The sequence below is a fragment of the Bradyrhizobium sp. LVM 105 genome, from assembly GCF_003957705.1.
GTDB classification, from domain to species: Bacteria; Pseudomonadota; Alphaproteobacteria; order Rhizobiales; family Xanthobacteraceae; genus Bradyrhizobium; species Bradyrhizobium frederickii.
Genome location: NZ_QZMV01000009.1, coordinates 244,539 through 265,581 on the forward strand (window position 1 = coordinate 244,539; position 21,043 = coordinate 265,581).

General features: G+C 64.8%; 16 protein-coding genes. 11 read left to right on the top strand and 5 right to left on the bottom strand.

What is annotated here, in order from left to right; genetic code table 11:
- Window positions 1-48 precede the first annotated feature (48 nt).
- From D6B98_RS24820 to D6B98_RS24835, 4 genes are all read left to right on the top strand, one after another.
- Window positions 49-1,545 (top strand): aldehyde dehydrogenase family protein, encoded by a 1,497-nt coding sequence (locus D6B98_RS24820; protein ID WP_164718837.1) that lies wholly within the window; start codon window positions 49-51, stop codon window positions 1,543-1,545.
- Between the two features lie 118 nt (window positions 1,546-1,663).
- Complete coding sequence (locus tag D6B98_RS24825) at window positions 1,664-2,791, top strand: alkene reductase (protein WP_126259510.1); 1,128 nt, start codon at window positions 1,664-1,666, stop codon at window positions 2,789-2,791.
- Between the two features lie 163 nt (window positions 2,792-2,954).
- A complete protein-coding gene (locus D6B98_RS24830) occupies window positions 2,955-3,458 on the top strand; it encodes a GFA family protein (RefSeq protein WP_126259511.1) in 504 nt (167 codons plus the stop codon).
- Between the two features lie 262 nt (window positions 3,459-3,720).
- Window positions 3,721-5,382: a thiamine pyrophosphate-binding protein gene (locus D6B98_RS24835; RefSeq protein WP_126259512.1), complete on the top strand. Its 1,662-nt coding sequence runs from the start codon at window positions 3,721-3,723 to the stop codon at window positions 5,380-5,382.
- A gap of 224 nt (window positions 5,383-5,606) precedes the next feature.
- Here D6B98_RS24835 and D6B98_RS24840 read toward each other — a convergent pair whose 3' ends face one another.
- A complete protein-coding gene (locus D6B98_RS24840; protein WP_126259513.1) occupies window positions 5,607-6,989 on the bottom strand; it encodes an LLM class flavin-dependent oxidoreductase in 1,383 nt (460 codons plus the stop codon).
- Between the two features lie 288 nt (window positions 6,990-7,277).
- Between D6B98_RS24840 and D6B98_RS24845 the strand changes: the two genes are divergently transcribed.
- The 6 genes from D6B98_RS24845 to D6B98_RS24870 all read left to right on the top strand — a co-directional run bounded on the left by D6B98_RS24845 (window position 7,278) and on the right by D6B98_RS24870 (window position 13,007).
- Window positions 7,278-8,669 (top strand): M20 family metallopeptidase, encoded by a 1,392-nt coding sequence (locus D6B98_RS24845; RefSeq protein WP_126259514.1) that lies wholly within the window; start codon window positions 7,278-7,280, stop codon window positions 8,667-8,669.
- Window positions 8,670-8,759: 90 nt separating this feature from the next.
- On the top strand, window positions 8,760-9,671 hold the full coding sequence (locus tag D6B98_RS24850) for an amino acid ABC transporter substrate-binding protein (RefSeq protein ID WP_126259515.1): 912 nt from the start codon (window positions 8,760-8,762) through the stop codon (window positions 9,669-9,671).
- 114 nt (window positions 9,672-9,785) lie between these two features.
- Window positions 9,786-10,517: an amino acid ABC transporter permease gene (locus D6B98_RS24855; RefSeq protein ID WP_126259516.1), complete on the top strand. Its 732-nt coding sequence runs from the start codon at window positions 9,786-9,788 to the stop codon at window positions 10,515-10,517.
- A 2-nt stretch (window positions 10,518-10,519) separates the two neighbouring features.
- Window positions 10,520-11,212, top strand: coding sequence for an amino acid ABC transporter permease (locus D6B98_RS24860; protein ID WP_126259517.1), 693 nt, complete (start codon window positions 10,520-10,522; stop codon window positions 11,210-11,212).
- Window positions 11,213-11,224: 12 nt separating this feature from the next.
- Window positions 11,225-11,956: an amino acid ABC transporter ATP-binding protein gene (locus D6B98_RS24865; protein WP_126259518.1), complete on the top strand. Its 732-nt coding sequence runs from the start codon at window positions 11,225-11,227 to the stop codon at window positions 11,954-11,956.
- Between the two features lie 190 nt (window positions 11,957-12,146).
- The gene (locus tag D6B98_RS24870; RefSeq protein WP_126259519.1) at window positions 12,147-13,007 is read left to right on the top strand and encodes a D-amino-acid transaminase; all 861 of its coding nucleotides are present in this window, start codon (window positions 12,147-12,149) and stop codon (window positions 13,005-13,007) included.
- Window positions 13,008-13,160: 153 nt separating this feature from the next.
- Here the strand turns inward: D6B98_RS24870 and D6B98_RS24875 are convergent, their stop codons facing one another.
- Genes D6B98_RS24875 through D6B98_RS24885 form a run of 3 tightly spaced genes read right to left on the bottom strand, consistent with a single transcriptional unit; the run spans window position 13,161 to window position 16,411 of the window.
- Window positions 13,161-13,622, bottom strand: coding sequence for a carboxymuconolactone decarboxylase family protein (locus D6B98_RS24875; protein WP_126259520.1), 462 nt, complete (start codon window positions 13,620-13,622; stop codon window positions 13,161-13,163).
- A gap of 22 nt (window positions 13,623-13,644) precedes the next feature.
- Window positions 13,645-15,255: an MDR family MFS transporter gene (locus D6B98_RS24880; protein WP_126259521.1), complete on the bottom strand. Its 1,611-nt coding sequence runs from the start codon at window positions 15,253-15,255 to the stop codon at window positions 13,645-13,647.
- Window positions 15,256-15,259: 4 nt separating this feature from the next.
- Window positions 15,260-16,411, bottom strand: coding sequence for an HlyD family secretion protein (locus D6B98_RS24885; protein ID WP_126259522.1), 1,152 nt, complete (start codon window positions 16,409-16,411; stop codon window positions 15,260-15,262).
- Window positions 16,412-16,544: 133 nt separating this feature from the next.
- Between D6B98_RS24885 and D6B98_RS24890 the strand changes: the two genes are divergently transcribed.
- The gene (locus D6B98_RS24890) at window positions 16,545-17,456 is read left to right on the top strand and encodes a LysR family transcriptional regulator (protein WP_126259523.1); all 912 of its coding nucleotides are present in this window, start codon (window positions 16,545-16,547) and stop codon (window positions 17,454-17,456) included.
- On the opposite strand, the gene D6B98_RS24895 is transcribed toward D6B98_RS24890, so the two are convergent.
- Window positions 17,447-20,896: an indolepyruvate ferredoxin oxidoreductase family protein gene (locus D6B98_RS24895; RefSeq protein ID WP_126259524.1), complete on the bottom strand. Its 3,450-nt coding sequence runs from the start codon at window positions 20,894-20,896 to the stop codon at window positions 17,447-17,449. The genes D6B98_RS24890 and D6B98_RS24895 overlap by 10 nt on opposite strands.
- Window positions 20,897-21,043 lie beyond the last annotated feature (147 nt).

Genomic DNA, 21,043 nt, shown 5'->3' on the forward strand with positions numbered 1-21,043 from the left:
GATCCCGCCCAGATCGACCCAATCAATCACCTGACAGGGAGTGCAGCCATGGCTGTGTCGCAGGCTATTCCGATCACGCGCCATCCGTTCGCGAATGGGTCCTACAAGCAGATGCTGATCGACGGGAAATGGGTCGATGCAGCCTCAGGCAAGCGCTTCGAGACCCGCAATCCTGCAACGGGCGAGCTGCTCGCGACCGTCGCGGAGGGTGACAAGGAAGACATCGATCGTGCGGTTGCCGCCGCACGCCGCGCCTTCGAAGGGCCCTGGAGCAAGGTCAAGCCGTTCGAGCGGCAGAACCTGCTCCTGAAGCTCGCCGACCTTGTCGAGAAGAATTTCGATGAATTGTCGCAGCTCGACACGCTCGACATGGGCGCGCCGCTCAGCCGCACCCGCGCCTATCGCCTGCGCGCCGTCGGCATGCTGCGTTACTATGCTGGCCAGACCACCGCGATCCACGGCGAAACCATAGAGAACTCGCTGCCTGGCGAAATCTTCTCCTACACGCTGAAGGAGCCGATCGGCGTCGTCGGTGCCATCATTCCCTGGAACGGGCCGCTCACCGCGACGATCTGGAAGATCGGTCCTGCGATCGCGACCGGCTGCACCGTGGTGCTCAAGCCCGCCGAAGAGGCGCCGCTGACTTCGCTGCGCATCGCCGAGCTCGCAATGGAGGCGGGCATTCCGCCCGGCGTCATCAACGTCGTGCCCGGCTACGGCGAGACCGCCGGCGCCGCGCTCGCCTCGCATCACGACGTCGACAAGGTCGCCTTCACCGGCTCGCACGTCACGGGACAGTCGATCATCCGCGCCTCCGCCGGCAATCTCAAGCGGGTCTCGCTCGAGCTTGGCGGCAAGTCACCGGATATCGTGTTTGCCGATGCCGATCTCGATGCCGCCGTGCCTGGCGCGGCGATGGCGGTGTTTGCCAATTCGGGGCAGATCTGCAGCGCCGGCACGCGCCTGTTCGTCGAGCAGTCGATCTACGAGGAGTTCGTCGGCCGCGTCGCCGAGTTCGGCAAGAAGCTGCAGGTCGGCAACGGTCTCGATCCCAATGTGCAGATCGGGCCGCTGGTCTCCGAGCAGCAGCTCGAACGCGTCACCGGCTATCTCGACATCGGTCAGAAGGAAGGTGCCAAGGCACTCGCCGGCGGCGGCCGGGTCACCGAGGGCGCATTGTCGAAAGGCTTCTTCGTCTCGCCGACCGTGTTCGCGGGCGTTGAGGACAACATGCGCATCGCGCAGGAGGAGATCTTTGGCCCCGTCATCTCCGCGATCGCGTTCAAGGACATGGACGAGCTGGTCAAGCGCGCCAACAACACCACGTTCGGCCTCGGTTCGGGCCTGTGGACGCGCGACGTCAGCAAGGCGCATGCGGTCGCAAAGCGCCTGCGCGCCGGTTCGGTGTGGGTGAACTGCTACCAGGCGATGGATCCGGCTGTGCCGTTCGGCGGCTACAAGATGAGCGGCTACGGCCGCGAATCCGGCAAGCAGCATGTCGAGGAATATCTCAACGTGAAGGCCGTCTGGATCAAGACGGCGTAAGGCCTGCTCTCTGTCGCGTTCCGCGAGAGAGAATATCCGCATTCGAGGGGCGGCGCCTTTTCCGGGTGCCGCCCCTCGCGATATGATCCGCATCCTTCTGTAAACATCCGGGGGCCACATGAAATTCGAAGCGTTGTTTAGGCCGTTGCAGGTCGGTCCGTACAAGCTTGCGCATCGCGTCGCGATGGCGCCGCTCACGCGTATGCGGGCCGAGCGCGAGAGCTTTTCGCCGCGGCCGCTGAACGCGGAATATTACGCCCAGCGCGCCACGCCCGGCGGCCTGATCATCGCCGAAGCATCGCCCGTGCTCTCGCACGGCCGCGGCAATCCGGCGACGCCCGGCATCTATTCGCAGGCGCAGATCGACGGCTGGCGCAAGGTGGTCGACGCGGTGCACGCCAAGGGCGGCATCATCTTCCTCCAGCTGTGGCATGTCGGCCGCGTCTCGCATTCCTCCTTTCACGGCGGCGAGCTGCCGGTTTCGGCCTCGGCGATCCCGATCAGGGCGGAAGGGATGAAGGCGATGACGGCCGACGGCAAGATCTCGGATTATGAGACGCCGCGCGCGCTGGAGACCGGGGAGGTCAAGGATATCGTCGAGGCGTTCCGGCAAGGGGCGAAGAATGCGCTCGCGGCCGGGTTCGACGGTGTCGAGATCCACGGCGCCAACGGCTATCTGCTCGAGCAGTTCCTGCAGTCGCGCAGCAACCAGCGCACCGATCAATATGGCGGCTCGATCGAGAACCGCGCGCGGCTGCTGCTCGAAGTCACGCAGGCCGCGATCGACGTCTTTGGCGCGAACCGCGTCGGCGTGCGGCTTTCACCCCACGGCATCGCCAATGATTCCGGCGAGCCCGATCCGATGCCGCTCTACACCTACGTCGTGAAGGCGCTGGACCAGCTCGGTCTTGCCTATCTGCATTTCATCGAGCCGCGCTCCAGCGGCGCCGGCCGCGCCGACGTCCACTGGGACAACGTGCCCTCGGCAATGGTGCTGTTCCGCCCGCTCTACAGCGGCGTGCTGATGACTGCCGGCGGCTTCACCGGCGAGACCGCGAATGCGGCGATCGCCGACGGGCATGCGGATATCATCGCGTTCGGCCGCATCTTCATCTCCAACCCGGATCTGCCGCGCAGGCTTCAGCACGACTACCCGATCACGCCGTACAACCGCGCGACCTTCTACGGCGGCGAGGAGAAGGGGTATACGGATTATCCGGTGTATGACGAGCTGACGCCGGCATAACTTGCTCCGTCATTCCGGGGCGCGACGAAGTCGCGAGCCCGGAATCCATCCGACCGCATATCCGGAGGTGAGATGGATTCCGGGCTCGATGCTTCGCATCGCCCCGGAATGACGAGTAAGAGTGTCGCGCCACCGTCAGCCGCAATGACGACGGGGAGACATCATGGCCAAAGCCGCAGCCGCCGCAGGGATCGCCACCGGCCAATGCCTCTGCGGCAAGGTCAGCTTCGAGATCGACGTCCCAGCACGCTGGGCCTGGCATGATCACTCCACCGCCAGTCGCCGCGCCCATGGTGCGGCCTATGCGACCTATGTCGGAAGCTGGAAGAAGCGCTTTCGCATCACATCCGGCAGGACCGCGCTCACGCGTTACGAGGACAAGGCGACCAAGACCACCCGCAGCTTCTGCTCGCATTGCGGCACGCCGATCGCCTATGAGCGGCCGCGCGGGCCGCACATGGTCAACATCCCCCGTGCGCTGTTTAGAGAGCGCACCGGCCGCCAGCCGCTCTATCACATCGCGATCGAGGAGCTGCAGGAATGGGCCTATACCGGCGAGCCGCTGGTGCCGCTGAAGGGTTTTCCCGGCGTGGTCTGGCAGCGCTCGAAAAAGAAGAAGCGCGCGGGCGGCGAGGACCCGTTCGAGCTTGGACGCGAGGAGATGTAGCGCGGGCTGGGCGCACAACTCTCGTACCCCGGACGCGGTGCGGCACGAAGTGACGCACCGCAGAGCCGGGGCCCATGCATCAGCGAACTCGGAGCGAGTCTGGGTCCCGGCTCTGCGTCGCACCGCTGCGCGCTGCGACGCGTCCGGGACACGAGGAGCGCCCGCGCGCAACGCTGCCATGACCGTGCTTCCTTGCGCGCCTCCTTCGATTTCGGCCATCATGCCTTCAGGCCTTGCGGCAACGCTCGCTCCTGGAGGAAACATGAAGAACAAGATCACCGGCCGCTCCGCCTTTCTTGCGCTGCTCAAGGACGAGGGCATCACGCATCTGTTCGGCAATCCCGGCACTACCGAATTGCCGATCATGCATGCGCTGAAGGACCATCCCGATCTCACCTACGTGATGGCGATGCAGGAGAGCCTGGTGGTCGCGATCGCGGACGGTTACAGCCGCGCCTCCGGCAAGCTCGTCGCCTGCAACGTTCACGTCGCGCCCGGCCTCGGCAACGCCATGGGCTCGCTCTACAACGCCCAGTTCACGGGCACGCCGATGATCCTGACCGCCGGCCAGCAGGAGCAGGGCCATGGCCTGATGGAGCCGGTATTGTACGGCCCGCTGGTCCGCATGGCCGAGCCGCTGGTGAAATGGGCGGTCGAGGTGACGCGGCTGGAGGATCTGCCGCGCATCGTCCGCCGCGCGGCCAAGATCGCGACCACACCGCCGACCGGGCCAGTGTTCATTTCGCTCCCCGGCGACATCCTGAACAGCGAGGCCGGCATCGACCTCGGCCGCTCCACCCGCATCGACGCCCGCGTGAAGCCGTCGGACGAAGCGTTGAAGGCGTTTGCCGCGCGGCTGCTCAAGGCCGAGCGCCCCGTCATCGTCACCATGGACGAGGTGGTCAAGAGCGATGCCCTGAAGGAGGCCGCCGAGCTCGCCGAATTGCTCGGCGCCGCCGCTTACCAGTCTTCGACGCCGTATGGGTCGCACTTCCTGTCGGAGAGTCCGAGCTTCGTCGGCACGCTCGCGCGCGTGCAGAAGATCGCGCGCGATACGCTCGCGCCGTACGACCTCCTGATCGCGCTCGGCGGCGATCCCTTGCGGATGTCGGTCTATAGCGAGGTCGATGCGCTGCCGGACGGGCTCGGCATGGTCCAGGTCGGCCTCGTCGATTGGGAGATCGCCAAGAATTACGGCGCCGAGATCGCGCTGAAGGCGGATCTGAAGGAAACCCTGCGCGCGCTGATCCCGGTGCTGAAGGAGATGGGCGGTGCAACACTTGCAAACCGCGCCAAGCAGCGCCTTGCCGAGCTCGCGCCGAACAACTGGACCGCACGCCGCGCGGCGCTGGTCGAGCAGATCGGCAAGAGCGCCGGCCGCACGCCGATCGATCCGGACTTTTTGGTGCTGCAGATGGTCGAGGCCATGCCGGACCATGCGATCCTGGTCGACGAAGGCCTCACCTCCAGCCGCCAGATCACGGCGCTGCGCCCGCATCGCGACCGCTATGGCTATCACGGCCTTGCCTCCGGCGGCATCGGCTGGGGCCTGCCGGCCTCCGTCGGCGCCAGCATCGCCAATCCGGATCGTCCCGTCGTCTGCTTCTCGGGCGATGGCAGCGCGATGTATTCGATCCAGTCGCTGTGGACGGCGGCGCACCACAAGCTGCCGCTCAACGTCGTCATTGCCAACAATGGCGGCTACCGCATCATCAAGCAGCGCCTGCTCGCCTTCCACGGCGACGACAATTACGTCGGCATGGATTTCGCCGATCCGCCGGTGGATTTCGCCGGCGTCGCGAGAGCGCTGGGCTGCGAGGCGATCAAGCTCAGCGATCCCGGCGAGCTGAAGGCGACGCTGGCGTCGGCGTTCAATCGGCCGGGGACCAAGCTGATCGAGGTGATGGTGGACGGGAAGCTGTAGGACGCCGCGGCGCACTCCGCCATATTGCGCGCCATGACGGCGTGGCTGCACCGCGCACAAAATTCTCACCGTCACCCTGAGGTGGCCGCTTCTTCAGCGGCCCTCGAAGGGCGACGGCCCCGCTGTTGCTGCCAGCTCGGCCGTTCATCCTTCGAGGCTCGCCCGGCGGTGCATGCACCGCCGGTCTCGCACCTCAGGATGACGGGACTTATGGCGTGGGGGCGTTAGCCACCCTTCCTCCCGACCCGATACCCCGCCGCCGGATGCTTCGCATCGAGCCTCGCCCGGCCGGCGCCGAACAGCTTCTCCCGCAGCGTGCCTTTCGCATACTCCGACTTATACCTTCCGCGCCGGGTCAGCTCCGGCACCAGCATGTCGGCGATGTCCTCGAAATCGCCGGGCGAGATCGCGAAGGCCACGTTGAGGCCGTCCACGTCGGTCTTCTCGAACCAGTCCTCGATCTTGTCCGCGACGGTTTCGGGCGTGCCGACCACGACCGGGCCGGCGCCGCCGATGCCGACATGCTCGATGACGTCGCGCACGGTCCAGACGCGATCCGGATCGCCCCGGGTGACATTGTCGAGCGCGCTGCGGCCGGCATCGTTCTGGACGTGACGCACTTGCTGGTCGAGCTCGTAGCCGGAGAAATCGATGCCGGTCCATCCCGACATCAGCGCCAGCGCGCCTTCCGGATTGATGTGCGAGCGGTAGTCGGCATATTTCGCCGCCGCCTCGGCCTCGCTGGTGCCGAGGATGATCGTCATCATGCTGAACATCAGGATCTCCGCCGGGTTGCGGCCGAGTGCGGCGGCCTCCTGGCGGATCGCCGACACGCGCGGCGCAATGATCTTGGCGGACGGTCCCGACATGAACACGCATTCGGCATGCTTGGCCGCGAACTGCCGGCCGCGCGGCGAGGTGCCGGCCTGGTAAAGCACGGGCGTGCGCTGCGGCGAGGGCTCGCTGAGATGGATGGTGTTGTTGATGCGGTAGTTCGTGCCCTCATGATTGACGCGATGGACCTTGCTGGGATCGGTGAAGATGCCGCGCTTGCGGTCGCGCAGCACGGCATCGTCCTCCCAGCTGCCTTCCCAGAGCTTGTAGACGACCTCCATATATTCGTCGGCGATGTCGTAGCGGTCGTCGTGCCCGGTCTGCTTGTCCTTGCCGGCGCCACGCGCGGCGCTGTCGAGATAGCCGGTGACGACGTTCCAGCCGATCCGCCCTTCGGTGAGGTGATCGAGTGTCGACATCCGCCGCGCGAACGGATAGGGCGGCTCGAACGACAAATTGCTGGTGACGCCGAAGCCGAGATTTTGCGTCACCGCGGCCATGGCCGAGAGCAGCAGCAGCGGCTCGTTGGACGGCGTCTGTGCTGCGTTGCGCAAGGCCGCGTCAGGACTGTTGCCATAGACGTCATAGACCCCGAGCACGTCGGCCAGGAACAGTCCGTCGAAACGGCCGCGCTCCAGCGTCCTGGCCAGATCGATCCAGTAGGGCAGGCGGTTGTAGTCGGCGGTGCGGTCGCGAGGATGGGTCCACAGGCCGGGTGACTGATGCGCGACACAATTCATCGCAAATGCGTTGAGTCTGATCTGCTTGGCCATGCTGGCTCCACGGCGCTCTGTACTGGGCGCTCTTCGAATGATAGATGTGCGCCCGAACTTTGACGCCCGAACTTGGCGAAGTTCTTGCATATCGCTTGCGCTTGGCAAGGCCAAATCAGCGGTGCTGCCGCGCCTGGCAAGCCAATCTCAGGCAAGCAAGGACGAAATCCCAAGAGACGTGCAAGAGAAGTACAAGCGAAGTACAAGAACTAACCAGCCCCCTGCCACTTTCGAAGGCCAACCCGTATCGGGTAAAGTCCTTCGTCCTGAAGTCCCGAAACGCAAGTCATGACCAGAGCCGACGCCATCGCCCGCGCCCGTGAGGATTTTCGATCCGGCGCATTCCTCGCCGAGCTCGACCGCCGCGTCGCCTTCAAGACCGAGAGCCAGAACACCTCGCGCAGCCCCGAGCTGCGCGCCTATCTGGAGCAGGAGATGCAGCCGGCCTTCGCCGCGCTGGATTTCACCAGCCGTATCGTCGAGTCCCCCAGCGGCAAGGCGCCGTTCCTGCTCGCCGAGCATCACGAGAGTGCCTCCGCGCCGACCGTGCTGATCTACGGCCATGGCGACGTCGTCGACGGCATGGAAGGCGAGTGGCGCGACGGGCGCGATCCCTGGCGCACCACGGTTGCCGGCACGCGGCTCTACGGCCGCGGCACCGCCGACAACAAAGGTCAGCACAGCATCAACATGGCGGCACTGCGCGCAGTGCGCGATGCCCGCGGCGGCAAGCTCGGCTTCAACGCCAAGTTCATCGTGGAGATGGGCGAGGAGATCGGCTCGCCCGACCTCGGCAAGGTCTGCGACCTCAATCGCGATGCGCTCAAGGCGGACCTGTTCATGGCCTCCGACGGGCCGCGCCTGTCCGCCGACCGCCCGACCCTGTTCCTCGGCTGCCGCGGCGGCATCCGCATTCATCTGGATGTGAACCTGCGCGACGGCGGCCACCATTCCGGCAATTGGGGCGGCGTCCTGGCCAATCCCGCGACCATTCTGGTCAACGCGATCTCGACGCTGGTCGACGGCCACGGTCGCCTCCAGCTCGACGCGCTGAAGCCGCCGCGGCTCAGCAACCAGATCCGCTCTTATTTGGCCGATGTGCAGGTGGTGCCGAGCGCGGACGAGCCCGCGCTGGCCGAGAACTGGGGCGAGGAGGGTCTTTCGGCCGCCGAGCGGCTGTACGCCTGGAATACGCTGGAAGTGCTGGCGATGTCGTCGGGCAATACCGAGAAGCCGGCCAACGCCATTCCCGGCCATGCCAATGCCGTGCTGCAACTGCGCTTCGTGGTCGGGACGAAGATCGAGGGCCTGATCGAGGCCATCCGCGCGCATCTGGTCGCAAAGGGTTTTCCGATGGTTGAGGTGCGGGCGGCCCAGAGCTTTGCTGCATCGCGCACAGACTTCGACAGCCCCTGGATCAAATGGGCGGCGGATTCGGTGCAGGAGACCACCGGCAAGGCGCCGGCCGTGCTGCCGAATTTCGGCGGCTCGCTCCCCAATGACGTGTTCTCCGAAATCCTCGGCCTGCCGACGATCTGGGTCCCGCACTCCTATCCCGGCTGCTCCCAGCATGCGCCCAATGAGCACATTCTGCTGCCTCTGACCGAAGAGGCCTTGACGGTGATGGCCGGGCTGTTCTGGGATCTCGGCGAATTGCGAGCACCGCTGACAAGCCGTTAACCTGAGCCTCGATCGAGCCGAAAGTCACATTCTAATCCGGGCCGATTTGTGCTTGCATCCGGCCGCATCATCCTGAAAGGGGACAAAAAAGTGAAACATTTCCGTAGCATCGGACTCGCGCTCGCCGCGACCTTCGCCGTCAGCCAGGCCGGGGCCCAGGAGCTGACCGGCACCCTGAAGAACATCAAGGACACCGGCGCCATCACGCTGGGCTTCCGCGACTCCTCGATCCCGTTCTCCTATCTCGACGACAACCAGAAGCCCGTCGGGTTCGCCATGGACATTTGTTACAAGATCGTCGACGCCGTGAAGAAGGAGCTCAAGCTCGACAAGCTCGAGGTCAAGCTCAACCCGGTGACCTCGGCGACCCGTATCCCGCTGATGGCCAACGGCACCATCGACCTGGAATGCGGCTCGACCACCAACAACGCCGAGCGCCAGAAGCAGGTCGCCTTCACCAACACCCACTACCTGACCGCCAGCCGCTACGTCTTCAAGAAGTCCAGCGGCCTGAAGTCGATCGACGATCTCAAGGGCAAGACGGTGGTCTCGACCGCCGGCACCACCAACATCAAGCAGCTCACCGAGGCCAATGTCGCCAAGAGCCTCGGCGCCAACATCATCCCCGCCAAGGACCACGCCGAGGCCTTCCTGATGGTCGAGACTGACCGCGCGGTCGCCTTCGTCATGGACGACATCCTGCTCGCGAGCCTCGTCGCCGGCTCGAAGTCGCCGGGCGACTACGAGATCTCCAAGGATGCCTTCTCCAAGCCGGAGCCCTACGGCATCATGCTGCGCAGGGACGATCCGGCCTTCAAGAAGGTGGTCGATGCGGCGACCGCCGCGCTCTATACCTCGGGCGAAGCCCAGAAGATCTACGACAAGTGGTTCACCCAGAAGATCCCGCCGAAGGGCCTGAACCTCAACACCCCGATCTCGGCCGAGTTGAAGAACGAGTTCGCCAAGCCGACGGACTCGCCGAACCCGGACGATTATAAGTAAGCAAACCTCGATCTTTCGATCGAGATCATGTCCGGCCACTCTTGACACTGGGGTGGCCGGACATTTGCATAGGCGCCGGGACATCCATAGCTGGCGCGTTCGCGCGGGGGACACGTGAACTACAACTGGAACTGGGGAATCTTTTTCCAGCCGAACCCGATGGGGACCGGCACCTATCTCGACATGCTCTTGTCGGGCCTGGTGCTGACCCTCAAGACCGCGGCGCTGGCCTGGGTCATCGCGCTCATCACCGGCTCGCTCGTCGGCGTGATGCGCACGCTGCCGTCGAAGGGGGCGAACTGGTTCGGCTTTGCCTATGTCGAATTCTTCCGCAACATGCCGCTGCTCGTGCAGCTCTTCCTGTGGTACTTCGTGCTGCCGGAACTGCTGCCGAAGGGCGCCGGCACCTGGCTGAAGCAGCTGCCCAACGCGCCGTTCTGGACCGCGGCGATCGGCGTCGGTTTCTTCATGTCGGCGCGCGTTGCGGTGCAACTGCAGGCCGGCATCGGCTCACTGCCGCGCGGGCAGAAGATGGCCGCAACGGCGCTGGGCCTGACCACCGCGCAGGGCTATCGCTACGTGCTGCTGCCGATGGCGTTCCGCATCATCCTGCCGCCGCTGACCTCTGAGTTCCTCAACACCATCAAGAACACGGCGGTCGCGATCACCATCGGTCTGCTCGAGCTGACCGGACAGGCGCGCTCGATGCAGGAATTCTCGTTCCAGGTGTTCGAGGCCTTCACCGCCGCGACCATCCTTTATCTCCTCGTCAACGCCGTTGTCGTGACCGCGATGCGCTTCCTCGAGCGCTGGGTCGCGATCCCCGGCTACATCACGGGGAAATAGCGATGTTCGGCAATCTCGATTTCGACGTCATCCGCCGCGCGCTGCCCTATCTGTTCTTCGAGGGCATGACGTTCACGCTGACACTGACGGGCCTCGCAGCGCTCGGTGGTCTCGTGTTCGGCACGGCGCTCGCCCTGATGCGGCTCTCCGGCTTCAAGATCCTTGGCCGGATCGCCGGGGTCTATGTCGACTTCATGCGCTCGCTGCCGCTGGTGCTGGTGATCTTCTGGTTCTACTTCCTGGTGCCCTATATTGGGCAGTGGGTGACCGGTGCTTCGCGCCCGATCAGCGTTGGCGCCTTCGCATCCTCGCTCATCACCTTCATCATGTTCGAAGCGGCGTATTTCTCCGAGATCATGCGCGCCGGCATCCAGTCGATCTCGCGCGGCCAGCCTGCCGCCGCCAGTGCGCTGGGGCTGACCTACGGCCAGACCATGCGCTACGTCGTGCTGCCGCAGGCCTTCCGCAACATGCTGCCGGTTCTGATCACGCAGACCATCGTTCTGTTCCAGGACACTTCGCTGGTCTACGTCCTTTCGATCACGGATTTCCTGGGAGCCGCGAGCAAGGTGGCGCAGCGCGACGGGCGCCTCGTCGAAATGTACCTGTTCGCAGCGGTCGTCTACTTCACCATTTCCTGTATCGCGTCCTACGCCGTCCGCCGGCTCCAGGCGCGCATCGCCATCGTTCGCTAGGGCCAGAAGCTCATGATCGAAATCAGTCATGTCAACAAATGGTATACGCCGAGCTTCCAGGTGCTGACCGATTGCACGACCAGCGTCACCAAGGGCGAGGTCGTGGTGGTCTGCGGCCCCTCGGGCTCGGGCAAGTCGACGCTGATCAAATGCGTCAATGCGCTGGAGCCGTTCCAGAGCGGCGACATCAGCGTCGACGGCACCAAGGTCAACGATCCCAAGACCAACCTGCCGAAACTGCGCTCGCGCGTCGGCATGGTGTTCCAGCACTTCGAGTTGTTTCCGCACCTGAAGATCATCGACAATCTCTGTCTCGCGCAGGAGAAGGTGCTGAACCGGTCGCGCGACAAGGCGATGGCGAAAGGCATGCAGCTGCTGGAGCGCGTCGGCCTCAAGGAACAGGCGCAAAAGTTTCCCGCCAACCTGTCCGGCGGCCAGCAGCAGCGTGTCGCCATTGCGCGCGCGCTCGCGATGGATCCGATCGTCATGCTGTTCGACGAGCCGACCTCGGCGCTCGACCCGGAAATGGTCAGCGAGGTGCTCGACGTCATGGTGGACCTCGCTCATGAGGGCATGACCATGATGGTTGTGACCCACGAGATGGGCTTTGCCCGCAAGGTGGCCAATCGCGTGATCTTCATGGACCGCGGCGAGATCGTCGAGGACGCGGCGAAGGAAGACTTCTTCGGCCAGCCCCGCAGCGACCGCGCGCAGAAGTTCTTGTCGAAGATCCTGTCGCATTGACTCCCGTCATTCCGCGGCGCGACGAAGTCGCGAGCCCGGAATCCATTGGGCGGAAGGACGCGAGGCGAGATGGATTCCGGGCTCATTCGCTGCGCGAATGCCCCGGAATGACGGAACGAGGGTTTATCGGGCGCGCCAAATCTCCTATACCGGGACCAAATTCCCTCCTTCACTCCCCAGGAGACCTGCCTTGGACCCGATCGCCTACGTCAACGGCTCATTCGTCCCGCTTTCGGACGCCAAAATCTCGGTGCTGGATCGCGGCTTCCTGTTCGCCGATGGCATCTACGAGGTCTCGGCGGTGCTCGATGGCAAGCTGGTCGACAATGCCTCGCATCTGGCGCGGCTGGAGCGTTCGGTCGGCGAGATCAAGCTGAAGCTGCCGGAGACGGTCGAGCGCATCACCGAGCTGCAAAAGGAGCTGATCGCGCGCAACAAGGTCGCGAACGGCCTCGTCTATCTCCAGGTCACGCGCGGCGCCGACAAGGGCCGCGACTTCGCCTTCCCGAAGGGCGACGTCAGATCGAGTCTGGTGATGTTCACCTCGGAAAAGGACATCATCAATGCGGCGTCGGCGAAGACCGGCATCAGCGTCATCACGGTGCCCGACATCCGCTGGGAGCGGCGCGACATCAAGAGCGTGGCGCTGCTGGCGCAGGTCTTGGCGAAGCAGGCCGCGGCCGAGGCCGGTGCAGGTGAGGCCTGGATGCTGGAAGACGGCTACGTCACCGAGGGCGGTTCGTCCTCGGCCTTCATCCTCACCAAGGACGACGTCATCGTGACCCGCAAGAACTCCAACGCGATCCTGCCGGGCTGCACCCGCAAGGCCGTGGTGGCGCTCGCCGAAGAACGCCAGCTCCGCGTCGAGGAGCGTTCGTTCACGGTCGCCGAGGCGCTGGCCGCCAAGGAGGCCTTTGCCACCTCGGCGTCACTGTTCGTCCAGCCGGTGGTTGCGATCGACGGCAAGAAGATCGGCGACGGCAAGCCGGGCCCGATGGCCACGCGCCTGCGCGAGATCTACGTGGAGTTCGCCAAGGCAACGGCGGTTTAGCCACTCCCACCGCTGTCATCGCCCGGCTTGACGGGGCGATCCAGTACTCCGTGACAGGAGTGCTTGAATCGAGAAGCCGCGACGTACTGGATGCCCCGCCTTCGCGGGGCATGACAGTTGAAAGTGTGAAGACGCGTTTGCCTCCATCACCCCTCACGCCACCGAGGCCTTCACCTTCACCGGATGAACGGCGCGGAATGCGATCGCGATCCTGTTCCAGGCGTTGATGGCGCCGATCAGCATGGTCAGGTTCACCGTCTCTTCCTCGGAGAATTGCGCGCGAACCTGCTCGTAGACATCGTCGGGCGCGTGGGTCTGCGAAATCAGCGTCACCGATTCCGTCCAGGCCAGCGCCGCGCGCTCGCGGTCGGAATAGAGCGGGGACTCGCGCCAGGCATTGAGCAGGTAGATGCGCTGTTCGGTCTCGCCGCGCTTGCGAGCGTCCTCGGCGTGCATGTTGATGCAGAAGGCGCAGCCGTTGATCTGCGACGCCCGGATCTTGACCAGCTCGATCAGCGATTTCTCAAGTCCCGTGGACTGGATCTGTTGCTCCAGCGCCATCAGCGCCTTCATCGTATCGGGGGCGGCCTGGTAGAAATTCATGCGGGGCTTCATGGTCGTTCTCCTTGGGTTGACGTCAATGGGCGCCGCCGGCCGAGGTGTGGCCGGGCTTCTTCAGGAAGAGGACCGCGGCAAGCGCGACGATCAGCGCCATGCCGAGCAGATAGAACGTGTCGCTGAAGGCGAGGATATAAGCCTGCTTCTGCACGATATGGCCGATCGCGACATAGGCGCGATGCGCGGCGTCCGCACGGTCGAGGATGCCGTGATCGGCGAAATATTGCGTCAATTGGTCCAGCCGCGTGCGGGTGGCCTGCTCGAATAGCGAGACCGACTGCATCATCACGTTGGAATGATACTGCTCGCGCTTGGTCAGGACCGTTTGCAGCAGCGCGATGCCGACCGCGCCGCCGAGATTGCGCATCATGTTGAACAGGCCGGAGGCCGAGCCCGCGTTCTCCGGCTCGATGCCGGCGGTTGCGACGGCCGACAGCGGCGCCATCACCAGCGCCTGGCCGATGGCGCGAACGATGTTGGGCCACATGAGTTGATCGGCGGCGTAGTCGCTGGTCATATGGATGTTCATGAAGTTGGAGACCGCGAACAGGGCGAATCCGATGCCGATGATGATCCGCGCGTCGAATTTCTGCATCAGGCGCGGCACCAGGGGGATCAGCACGAGTTGCGGCAATCCGGTCCAGGCCAGCACCATGCCGATCTGCTCGGCATTGTAGCCCTGGATGCGTGCCAGATATTGCGGCAGGATGAACACCGAGCCGTATAGCGCGATGCCCAGCAGGAAGTTCGCCAGCATGCCGAAGCCGAAATTGCGGCGGACGAGCAGGCGCAGATTCAGCAGCGGCTTCTTTACCGTCAGTTCGATGATCAGGAAGGTGGCCAGCGCAACGGCCGCGATCACTGAGAGCTTGACGATGAAAGGCGAGCCGAACCAGTCGTCCTTGTTGCCTTCCTCCAGCACGGTCTGCAATGCCGACAGGCCGATGGCCATGGTGACGATGCCGGCCCAGTCGCCCTCGCGCAGCGCCGAGAGCCTCATCGGCTTGGCCTCGAGCGCGTACCAGAGCATGCCGACCATGATCGCGCCGGGGACGAGGTTGACGTAGAAGATGTACTCCCAGCCGAAATTCTCGGTGAGATAGCCGCCGATGGTCGGGCCGATCGCAGGCGCGAACGTTGCCGACAACGCGAACAATGCCAGGCCCACCGGCTGCTTTGCGCGCGGCAGCAGCGTGATGATCAGCGTGAACGCCATCGGGATGAGAACGCCGCCGGTGAACCCCTGCACGGCGCGCAGCACGATCATCTGAGACAGGTTCTGCGCCAGCGCGCAGGCGGTCGACAGCAGCAGGAACAGGATTGCATTGGTGAGGAGATAGATGCGGATCGAGAACACCTGCGCGAGCCAGCCGGAGAGCGGGATCACGACAATCTCGGCGACGAGATAGGATGTCGAGATCCAGCCGCCGTCGTCGATGCCGGCGCCGATTGCGCCCTGGATGTCGGCGAGCGAGGCGTTGACGATCTGGATGTTCAGCACCGCCATGAACGCGCCGAGCGTGGCGCCGATCACGGCGATCCAGGTTTTTGTGGAGACCGGCGCCGCGGGGCCAGCGGCGGCGGCGGGGAGGCCGGCAACGGCGTTGGCGGTCGGTTGGAGTGTGCTCATGGCTTCAGCTGCCGTTTGCGCGGGAGGTGTTGTCGGCGAGGCGCCTGGCCGTCTCGCGCTCGGCAAGCACCGTGGCTTTGGTATCGACGGTCGGCTCTGCCGACATGCCGGGGCGCAGCAGGCCGTTGAGGCTGTGGTCGTCGAGCACGATCTTCACGGGAATGCGCTGCACGATCTTGGTGAAATTGCCGGTCGCGTTGTCCGGCGGCAGCAGCGCGAATTCGAGCCCGCTCGCCGGCGACAGACTGTCGACGTGGCCGCGCAGGGTCCTGTTGCGGAAGCTGTCGACGCGCAGCTCGACCGGCTGTCCTGGTCGCACATGCGTGAGCTGGGTCTCCTTGAAGTTCGCAACGACGTAGACCGCATCGAGCGGCACCACCGCCATCAATTGCGTGCCGGCCTGGACGTATTGGCCGACCCGGAGGCTCCGGGCGCCGACCGTGCCGTCGACCGGCGCGGTGATCTCGGTATAGGACAGGTTCAGCGCCGCCTGCAGCGCGGCCGCGCGGGCGCGCTCGAGCTGGGCGGCTGCCTGCGCGCGCTGGGTGGTGAGCACGTCGACCTTGCGCTGCGCAGCCACGAGGCCGAACCTGGCGCGCTGCAATTGCGCGCTGCTGGCGCGGAGCGCCGCGTCGGTCTGTTGCGCGCGCTGGATCGTGCCTGAGCCCGACTTCATCAGATCGTCATAGCGGGCGCGCTCTTCCCGCGCGAATTTCAGATTGGCGTCCGCCGCATCGACATCGGCCGTGCTCTGGTCGATGATCGGCTGCTGCAGTTCGAGCTGGGCGTCGATGTTGCGCACCGAGGCTTCGGCGGCAGCGACGTCGGCTTTGGCTTGGTCGAGTGCCGCCTTGAAGTCGCGGTCGTCGATCTTGGCCAGCGTCTGGCCTGCCCTGACCCTCTCGTTGTCGCCGACAAGCACCTTCGCGATGTAGCCGGAGACCTTCGGCGCGATGATCGTGGAATCCGCCTTCACATAAGCGTCGTCGGTGGATTCCAGGTAGCGGCCTGTTTTCAGGTAGTCGTAGCCATAGTCGACGGCCACCGCGGCGCCGATCGCCAGCGCCAGGCCGACCGCTGCGCGCCTGATCGCCTGCCGGGACGGGCGCAGGTTGATTTTTCCATTTGTTTCAGTGACATAAGAAGCATTCGACATGGCATCCTCGGACTTCCCAGACGCCCCTTCGAAATGGTGCGCTGTTGGTACCTGCAAGATGCGCTGTCCTGGCTATTGTGATAATCTTTGAAATCATGGAAGCATTATCCAGTAAGAGCGGATAATCTCGACCATGGATCGCTTTACCAGCCTGACCGCCTTCGTCCATGTGGTTGAAAACGGCGGCTTTTCCGCCGCCGCCCGCCGGCTCAACATGTCGACGACCATGGTGAGCAATCACGTGCAGGCGCTGGAGGACCGGCTCGGCGTGCGCCTGCTCAACCGCACCACGCGGAAGGTGAGCCTCACCGAAATCGGTAAGGCCTATTACGACCGCTCGACCCAAATTCTCGCCGATCTCGAGCAGGCCGACGACATCGCGAGCGAATTGCAGTCGGTGCCTCGCGGCACGCTGCGCATTCACGTCGCCACCCATATGGTCCCGTTCGCCGCGCCGGTCGTGGCGAAACTGCTCTCGACCTATCCGGAGCTCAAGGTCGATCTGCGCATGGGCGAGGCCGATGTTGATCTCATCGAGGAAGGCTACGACGTCGCCCTGCGCATGACCCCGCCGCCGGATTCAAGCCTGATCGTGCGGAGCCTTGCTACCTGGCGTCACGTGCTGTGCTGCTCCCATGATTACATCGAGAAGCACGGCAGGGTGCAGAAGCTCGACGAGCTCAAGGGGCATAATTGCGGTCGGCATTTGAACTATCCGTTCGGCGACGAATGGCGCTTCCTTGATCGCAAGGGCACACCGGCCTCCGTCCGTATTTCGGGCAGCTTCGTCACCAATAGCGGGGAAGCGCTGCGAAAGGTCGCGCTGGAGGGTGCGGCCGTCTGCATGATGGCTGGGTTTCTCATTCAGGACGATCTCGAAGCCGGCCGCCTCGTGCGGCTCTTGCCGGAATATCGGACGGTCGAGCTGTCCATGAACGCGGTCTATCCGCACCGTCATCATCTCTCGGCGAAGGTCAGGACCTTCATCGACCTGATCGCGCACCACAGCGCCGAGCAGCAGAAGCTGATCAATCCCTATTCGTGAGGCCTGCGGTCAGGCGCTCGCAGCGCCGACTGGCGCGCCAACAGAGACTCGACCTCCGACTTGATCGACGCGATCGCAGCCTCCTTCACGGGTCCATAACCGCGGATCTCCATGGGCGCCTTGGCAATCGCGACGAGATCGGGAAGACGCGCAGCGTCGAGCTGGTCGAGCATCCGTTCGATCAGCGCTTCGTACCACGCAATCAGGTCGCGCTCGCTGCGCCGTTCCCGGGTATAGCCGAACGGATCGAACGGTGTTCCGCGCAGCCCCTTCAAGCGTGCGAGGACGGCGAGCGGCATCTGGATCCATTGACCGAAAGCGCGTTTGCGCGGGCGTCCACGGGCGTCGCGCTCCGAGGGGAGGAACGGCGGGGCGAGGTGATATTGGACGCTGAAGCCATCCTCGAATTCGCGCTTCAGCTCGTCGAGGAAGCCGGTCTGCATGTGCAGGCGCGCCACCTCGTATTCGTCCTTGTAGGCCATCAGCTTGAACAGGCCGCGTGCGACGGCCTCGGTCAAAGCCTCGCTGTTCAGGGCCGTTTCGGCATGACGAATTCTTGCGACGGTCGCCCGGTAGCGCACCGCATAGGCGCTGTCCTGATAGGCGGTGAGAAAGTCGGCGCGACGGTCGATGATCTGGTCGAGCGTCTCGACCTCCGGCGCTTCCGTCATTTTCGGCAGGAAGTCGGGATCGGAAGCCGCGATCCGGCCCCAGGCAAAGGCCTGCTTGTTGCGCTCGACGGCGACGCCGTTGAGCTCGATCGCGCGCAGCAGCGCCTGCAACGAAATCGGGACCAACCCGCCCTGCCAGGCAAAGCCGAGCATGATGATGTTGGCATAGACGGCATCGCCGAGCAGCCGTTCGGCCAGCGCGTTGGCGTTGATCGTGCCGAGATTGTGCTCGCCGATGACCCGGCCGATCGCGCCTAGCCTTGCGGCGGAGGCGAGATCTGCATCGCGGAAGCGGACGACGTCGCCGGTCGGCATCTCCGCGGTGTTGACCGCGGCACGCGTGCCGCGGCGGTAGGTGCCGGATGCCTTCGGCGACGAGCTGACGACCAGATCGCAACCGATCAGCGCATCGGCTGCGCCCTGGTCGATGCGCACCTGGTGCAGGGCCTCGAGACCTGGTGCGAGGCGAATATAGCTCAGCACAGGCCCGAACTTCTGCGCAAAGCCGGTGAAGTCCAGCACCGAGACGCCGCGGCGTTCGAGGTGTGCGGCCATGCCGATCAGCGCGCCGACCGTGATCACGCCGGTGCCGCCGACGCCGGTCACGAGCAGGTCGTAGGGGCGGTCGAGCGAGGCTGAGGGGGGCAGGGGAAGCGTGGCCGCATGGCCGATGGCGTCGATCTGGCTCGCGGCCTTCTTCCGGCGCGTCGCGCCTTCGACGGTGACGAAGCTTGGGCAGAAGCCGTTGAGACAGGAAAAATCCTTGTTGCAGGCCGACAGGTTGATCTGACGCTTGCGGCCGAACGGCGTCTCCTTCGGTTCGACGCTGAGGCAGTTGGATTCCACCGAGCAGTCGCCGCAGCCTTCGCAGACGAGATCGTTGATATAGGCGAAGCGCTTGGGGTCGGCCATCTGCCCGCGCTTGCGCCGGCGCCGCTTTTCCGTGGCGCAGGTCTGCTGGTAGATCAGGACCGAGACGCCGGGGATGTCGCGCAGCTCGCGCTGCACGGCATCCATCGCCTCGCGCGGATGGATGGTGACGCCGGCCGGCAGGTCGGCGGGCGAAAACTGTGCGGGATCATCCGACACCAGCGCGATGCGCATCACGCCTTCGGCGCGAACGCTGTGCGCGATCGCATGGACGCTGACGGGACCGTCGACCGGCTGGCCGCCGGTCATCGCGACGGCATCGTTGAACAGGATCTTGTAGGTGATGTTGGCGCCGGCCGCGATCGCCTGCCGGATCGCCATCGAGCCGGAGTGGTAATAGGTGCCTTCGCCGAGGTTCTGGAAGATGTGCTTGCGGCCGGTGAATCTCGACGAAGCCGCCCAGTTCACGCCTTCGCCGCCCATCTGGATCAGCGACGAGGTCTCCCGGTCCATCCAGCTCGCCATGAAATGGCAGCCGATGCCGGCCAGCGCCTTCGATCCCTCCGGCACCTTGGTCGACGTGTTGTGCGGGCAACCCGAGCAGAAATAGGGCGTGCGCGTTGCGCCCGGGACGTTGATGCTGCGTGCCGCCTCCGGCAGGAGCGCGGCTGCGCGTGCGGCGAGATTGAGGCCCGGAAACATCGGATCGAGCCGGCGGGCCAGGACGCCGGCGAGCGCGCGCGGCGACAATTCCCCGATCCAGGAGATCAGCCTTGCCCCGGTTTCATCGTGCTTGCCGACCATGCGTTCGGGCTTGCTGCCGGGATAGTCGTAGAAATATTCCTTGAACTGGCTCTCGATGATGCCCCGCTTCTCCTCGACCACGAGGATCTCGCGCTTGCCCTTCACGAAAGCCATGGCGTCGTGCAGCGCCAGCGGCCAGACCATGCCGACCTTGTAGACGTCGATCCCGATGCTGCGGCAGGCGGCCTCGTCGAGGCCCATCAATCGCAGCGCCTCCATCAGATCGAGATGTGCCTTGCCCGTGGTGACGATGCCGTAGGTGGCGTCCGGAATGTCGTAGACGTGACGGTCGATCGGATTGGCCTTGGCGAAGGCGTAGACCGCGTGCTTCTTCGCCTCCAGCCGCTCCTCGATCTGCGGGCCCGGCAAGTCGGGCCAGCGGTAGTGCAGGCCGCCGGGCGGCGGCGTAAAATCGGGCGTGCGGAAGAGGCGCGGTGGTCGCAGCGCCACCGATGCGCCCGACTCCACGATCTCCGAGATCGCCTTGAAGCCGACCCACATGCCGGAGAAGCGGCTCAGCGCGTAACCATATTCGCCGAACGCGAGATATTCGCCGACGCTTGCCGGATGCAGCGTCGGCATGAACCAGCTCATGAAGGCGACGTCGGACTGGTGCGGCATCGAAGAGGAGACGCAGCCATGGTCGTCGCCAGCGACCACCAGCACGCCGCCATGCGGCGAGGAGCCATAGGCGTTGCCGTGCTTGAGCGCATCGCCGGAACGATCGACGCCGGGGCCCTTGCCGTACCAGAGTCCGAACACGCCAGCGACCTCGCGGTCGCCTTGCGTCTCGACCTGCTGCGAGCCGAGCACCGCGGTCGCCGCGAGGTCCTCGTTGACGGCGGGCAGGAATTCGATGCGGTCCCGCTTGAGGCGTTCCTGGATGCGCCAGAGTTCGAGATCGACGCCGCCGAGCGGCGAGCCGCGATAGCCGGAGATGAAGCCGGCGGTGTTGAGGCCTTGCGCACGATCGCGCCGCGCCTGGTCGAGCGCGATGCGGACGATGGCCTGCGTTCCCGTGAGGAAGACGCGGCCCTGCTCGCGGTCGTAGCGGTCGGAAAGCTCATAGGTGTCGAGTGACGGAATGGCGTCCATGCGGACCTCCCACGCATTCCCCCGGATCGGAGCAAGGTAGGCCCGGACGGCTGGTAGGTTTTACCTATCTTTTTCTTCGATCCGATCTATTGTGGTAGAATTATCCAGAGTGGCCGATAATTCGGTGGAAAATTCCCCTGTGGCGAG

Excerpts from the sequence above, each read along its gene's own strand:
- D6B98_RS24820 (WP_164718837.1), top strand. The coding sequence starts at position 49 with ATGGCTGTGTCGCAGGCTATTCCGATCACGCGCCATCCGTTCGCGAAT.
- D6B98_RS24825 (WP_126259510.1), top strand. The coding sequence starts at position 1,664 with ATGAAATTCGAAGCGTTGTTTAGGCCGTTGCAGGTCGGTCCGTACAAG.
- D6B98_RS24830 (WP_126259511.1), top strand. The coding sequence starts at position 2,955 with ATGGCCAAAGCCGCAGCCGCCGCAGGGATCGCCACCGGCCAATGCCTC.
- D6B98_RS24835 (WP_126259512.1), top strand. The coding sequence starts at position 3,721 with ATGAAGAACAAGATCACCGGCCGCTCCGCCTTTCTTGCGCTGCTCAAG.
- D6B98_RS24840 (WP_126259513.1), bottom strand. The coding sequence starts at position 6,989 with ATGGCCAAGCAGATCAGACTCAACGCATTTGCGATGAATTGTGTCGCG.
- D6B98_RS24845 (WP_126259514.1), top strand. The coding sequence starts at position 7,278 with ATGACCAGAGCCGACGCCATCGCCCGCGCCCGTGAGGATTTTCGATCC.
- D6B98_RS24860 (WP_126259517.1), top strand. The coding sequence starts at position 10,520 with ATGTTCGGCAATCTCGATTTCGACGTCATCCGCCGCGCGCTGCCCTAT.
- D6B98_RS24865 (WP_126259518.1), top strand. The coding sequence starts at position 11,225 with ATGATCGAAATCAGTCATGTCAACAAATGGTATACGCCGAGCTTCCAG.
- D6B98_RS24875 (WP_126259520.1), bottom strand. The coding sequence starts at position 13,622 with ATGAAGCCCCGCATGAATTTCTACCAGGCCGCCCCCGATACGATGAAG.
- D6B98_RS24880 (WP_126259521.1), bottom strand. The coding sequence starts at position 15,255 with ATGAGCACACTCCAACCGACCGCCAACGCCGTTGCCGGCCTCCCCGCC.
- D6B98_RS24885 (WP_126259522.1), bottom strand. The coding sequence starts at position 16,411 with ATGTCGAATGCTTCTTATGTCACTGAAACAAATGGAAAAATCAACCTG.
- D6B98_RS24890 (WP_126259523.1), top strand. The coding sequence starts at position 16,545 with ATGGATCGCTTTACCAGCCTGACCGCCTTCGTCCATGTGGTTGAAAAC.
- D6B98_RS24895 (WP_126259524.1), bottom strand. The coding sequence starts at position 20,896 with ATGGACGCCATTCCGTCACTCGACACCTATGAGCTTTCCGACCGCTAC.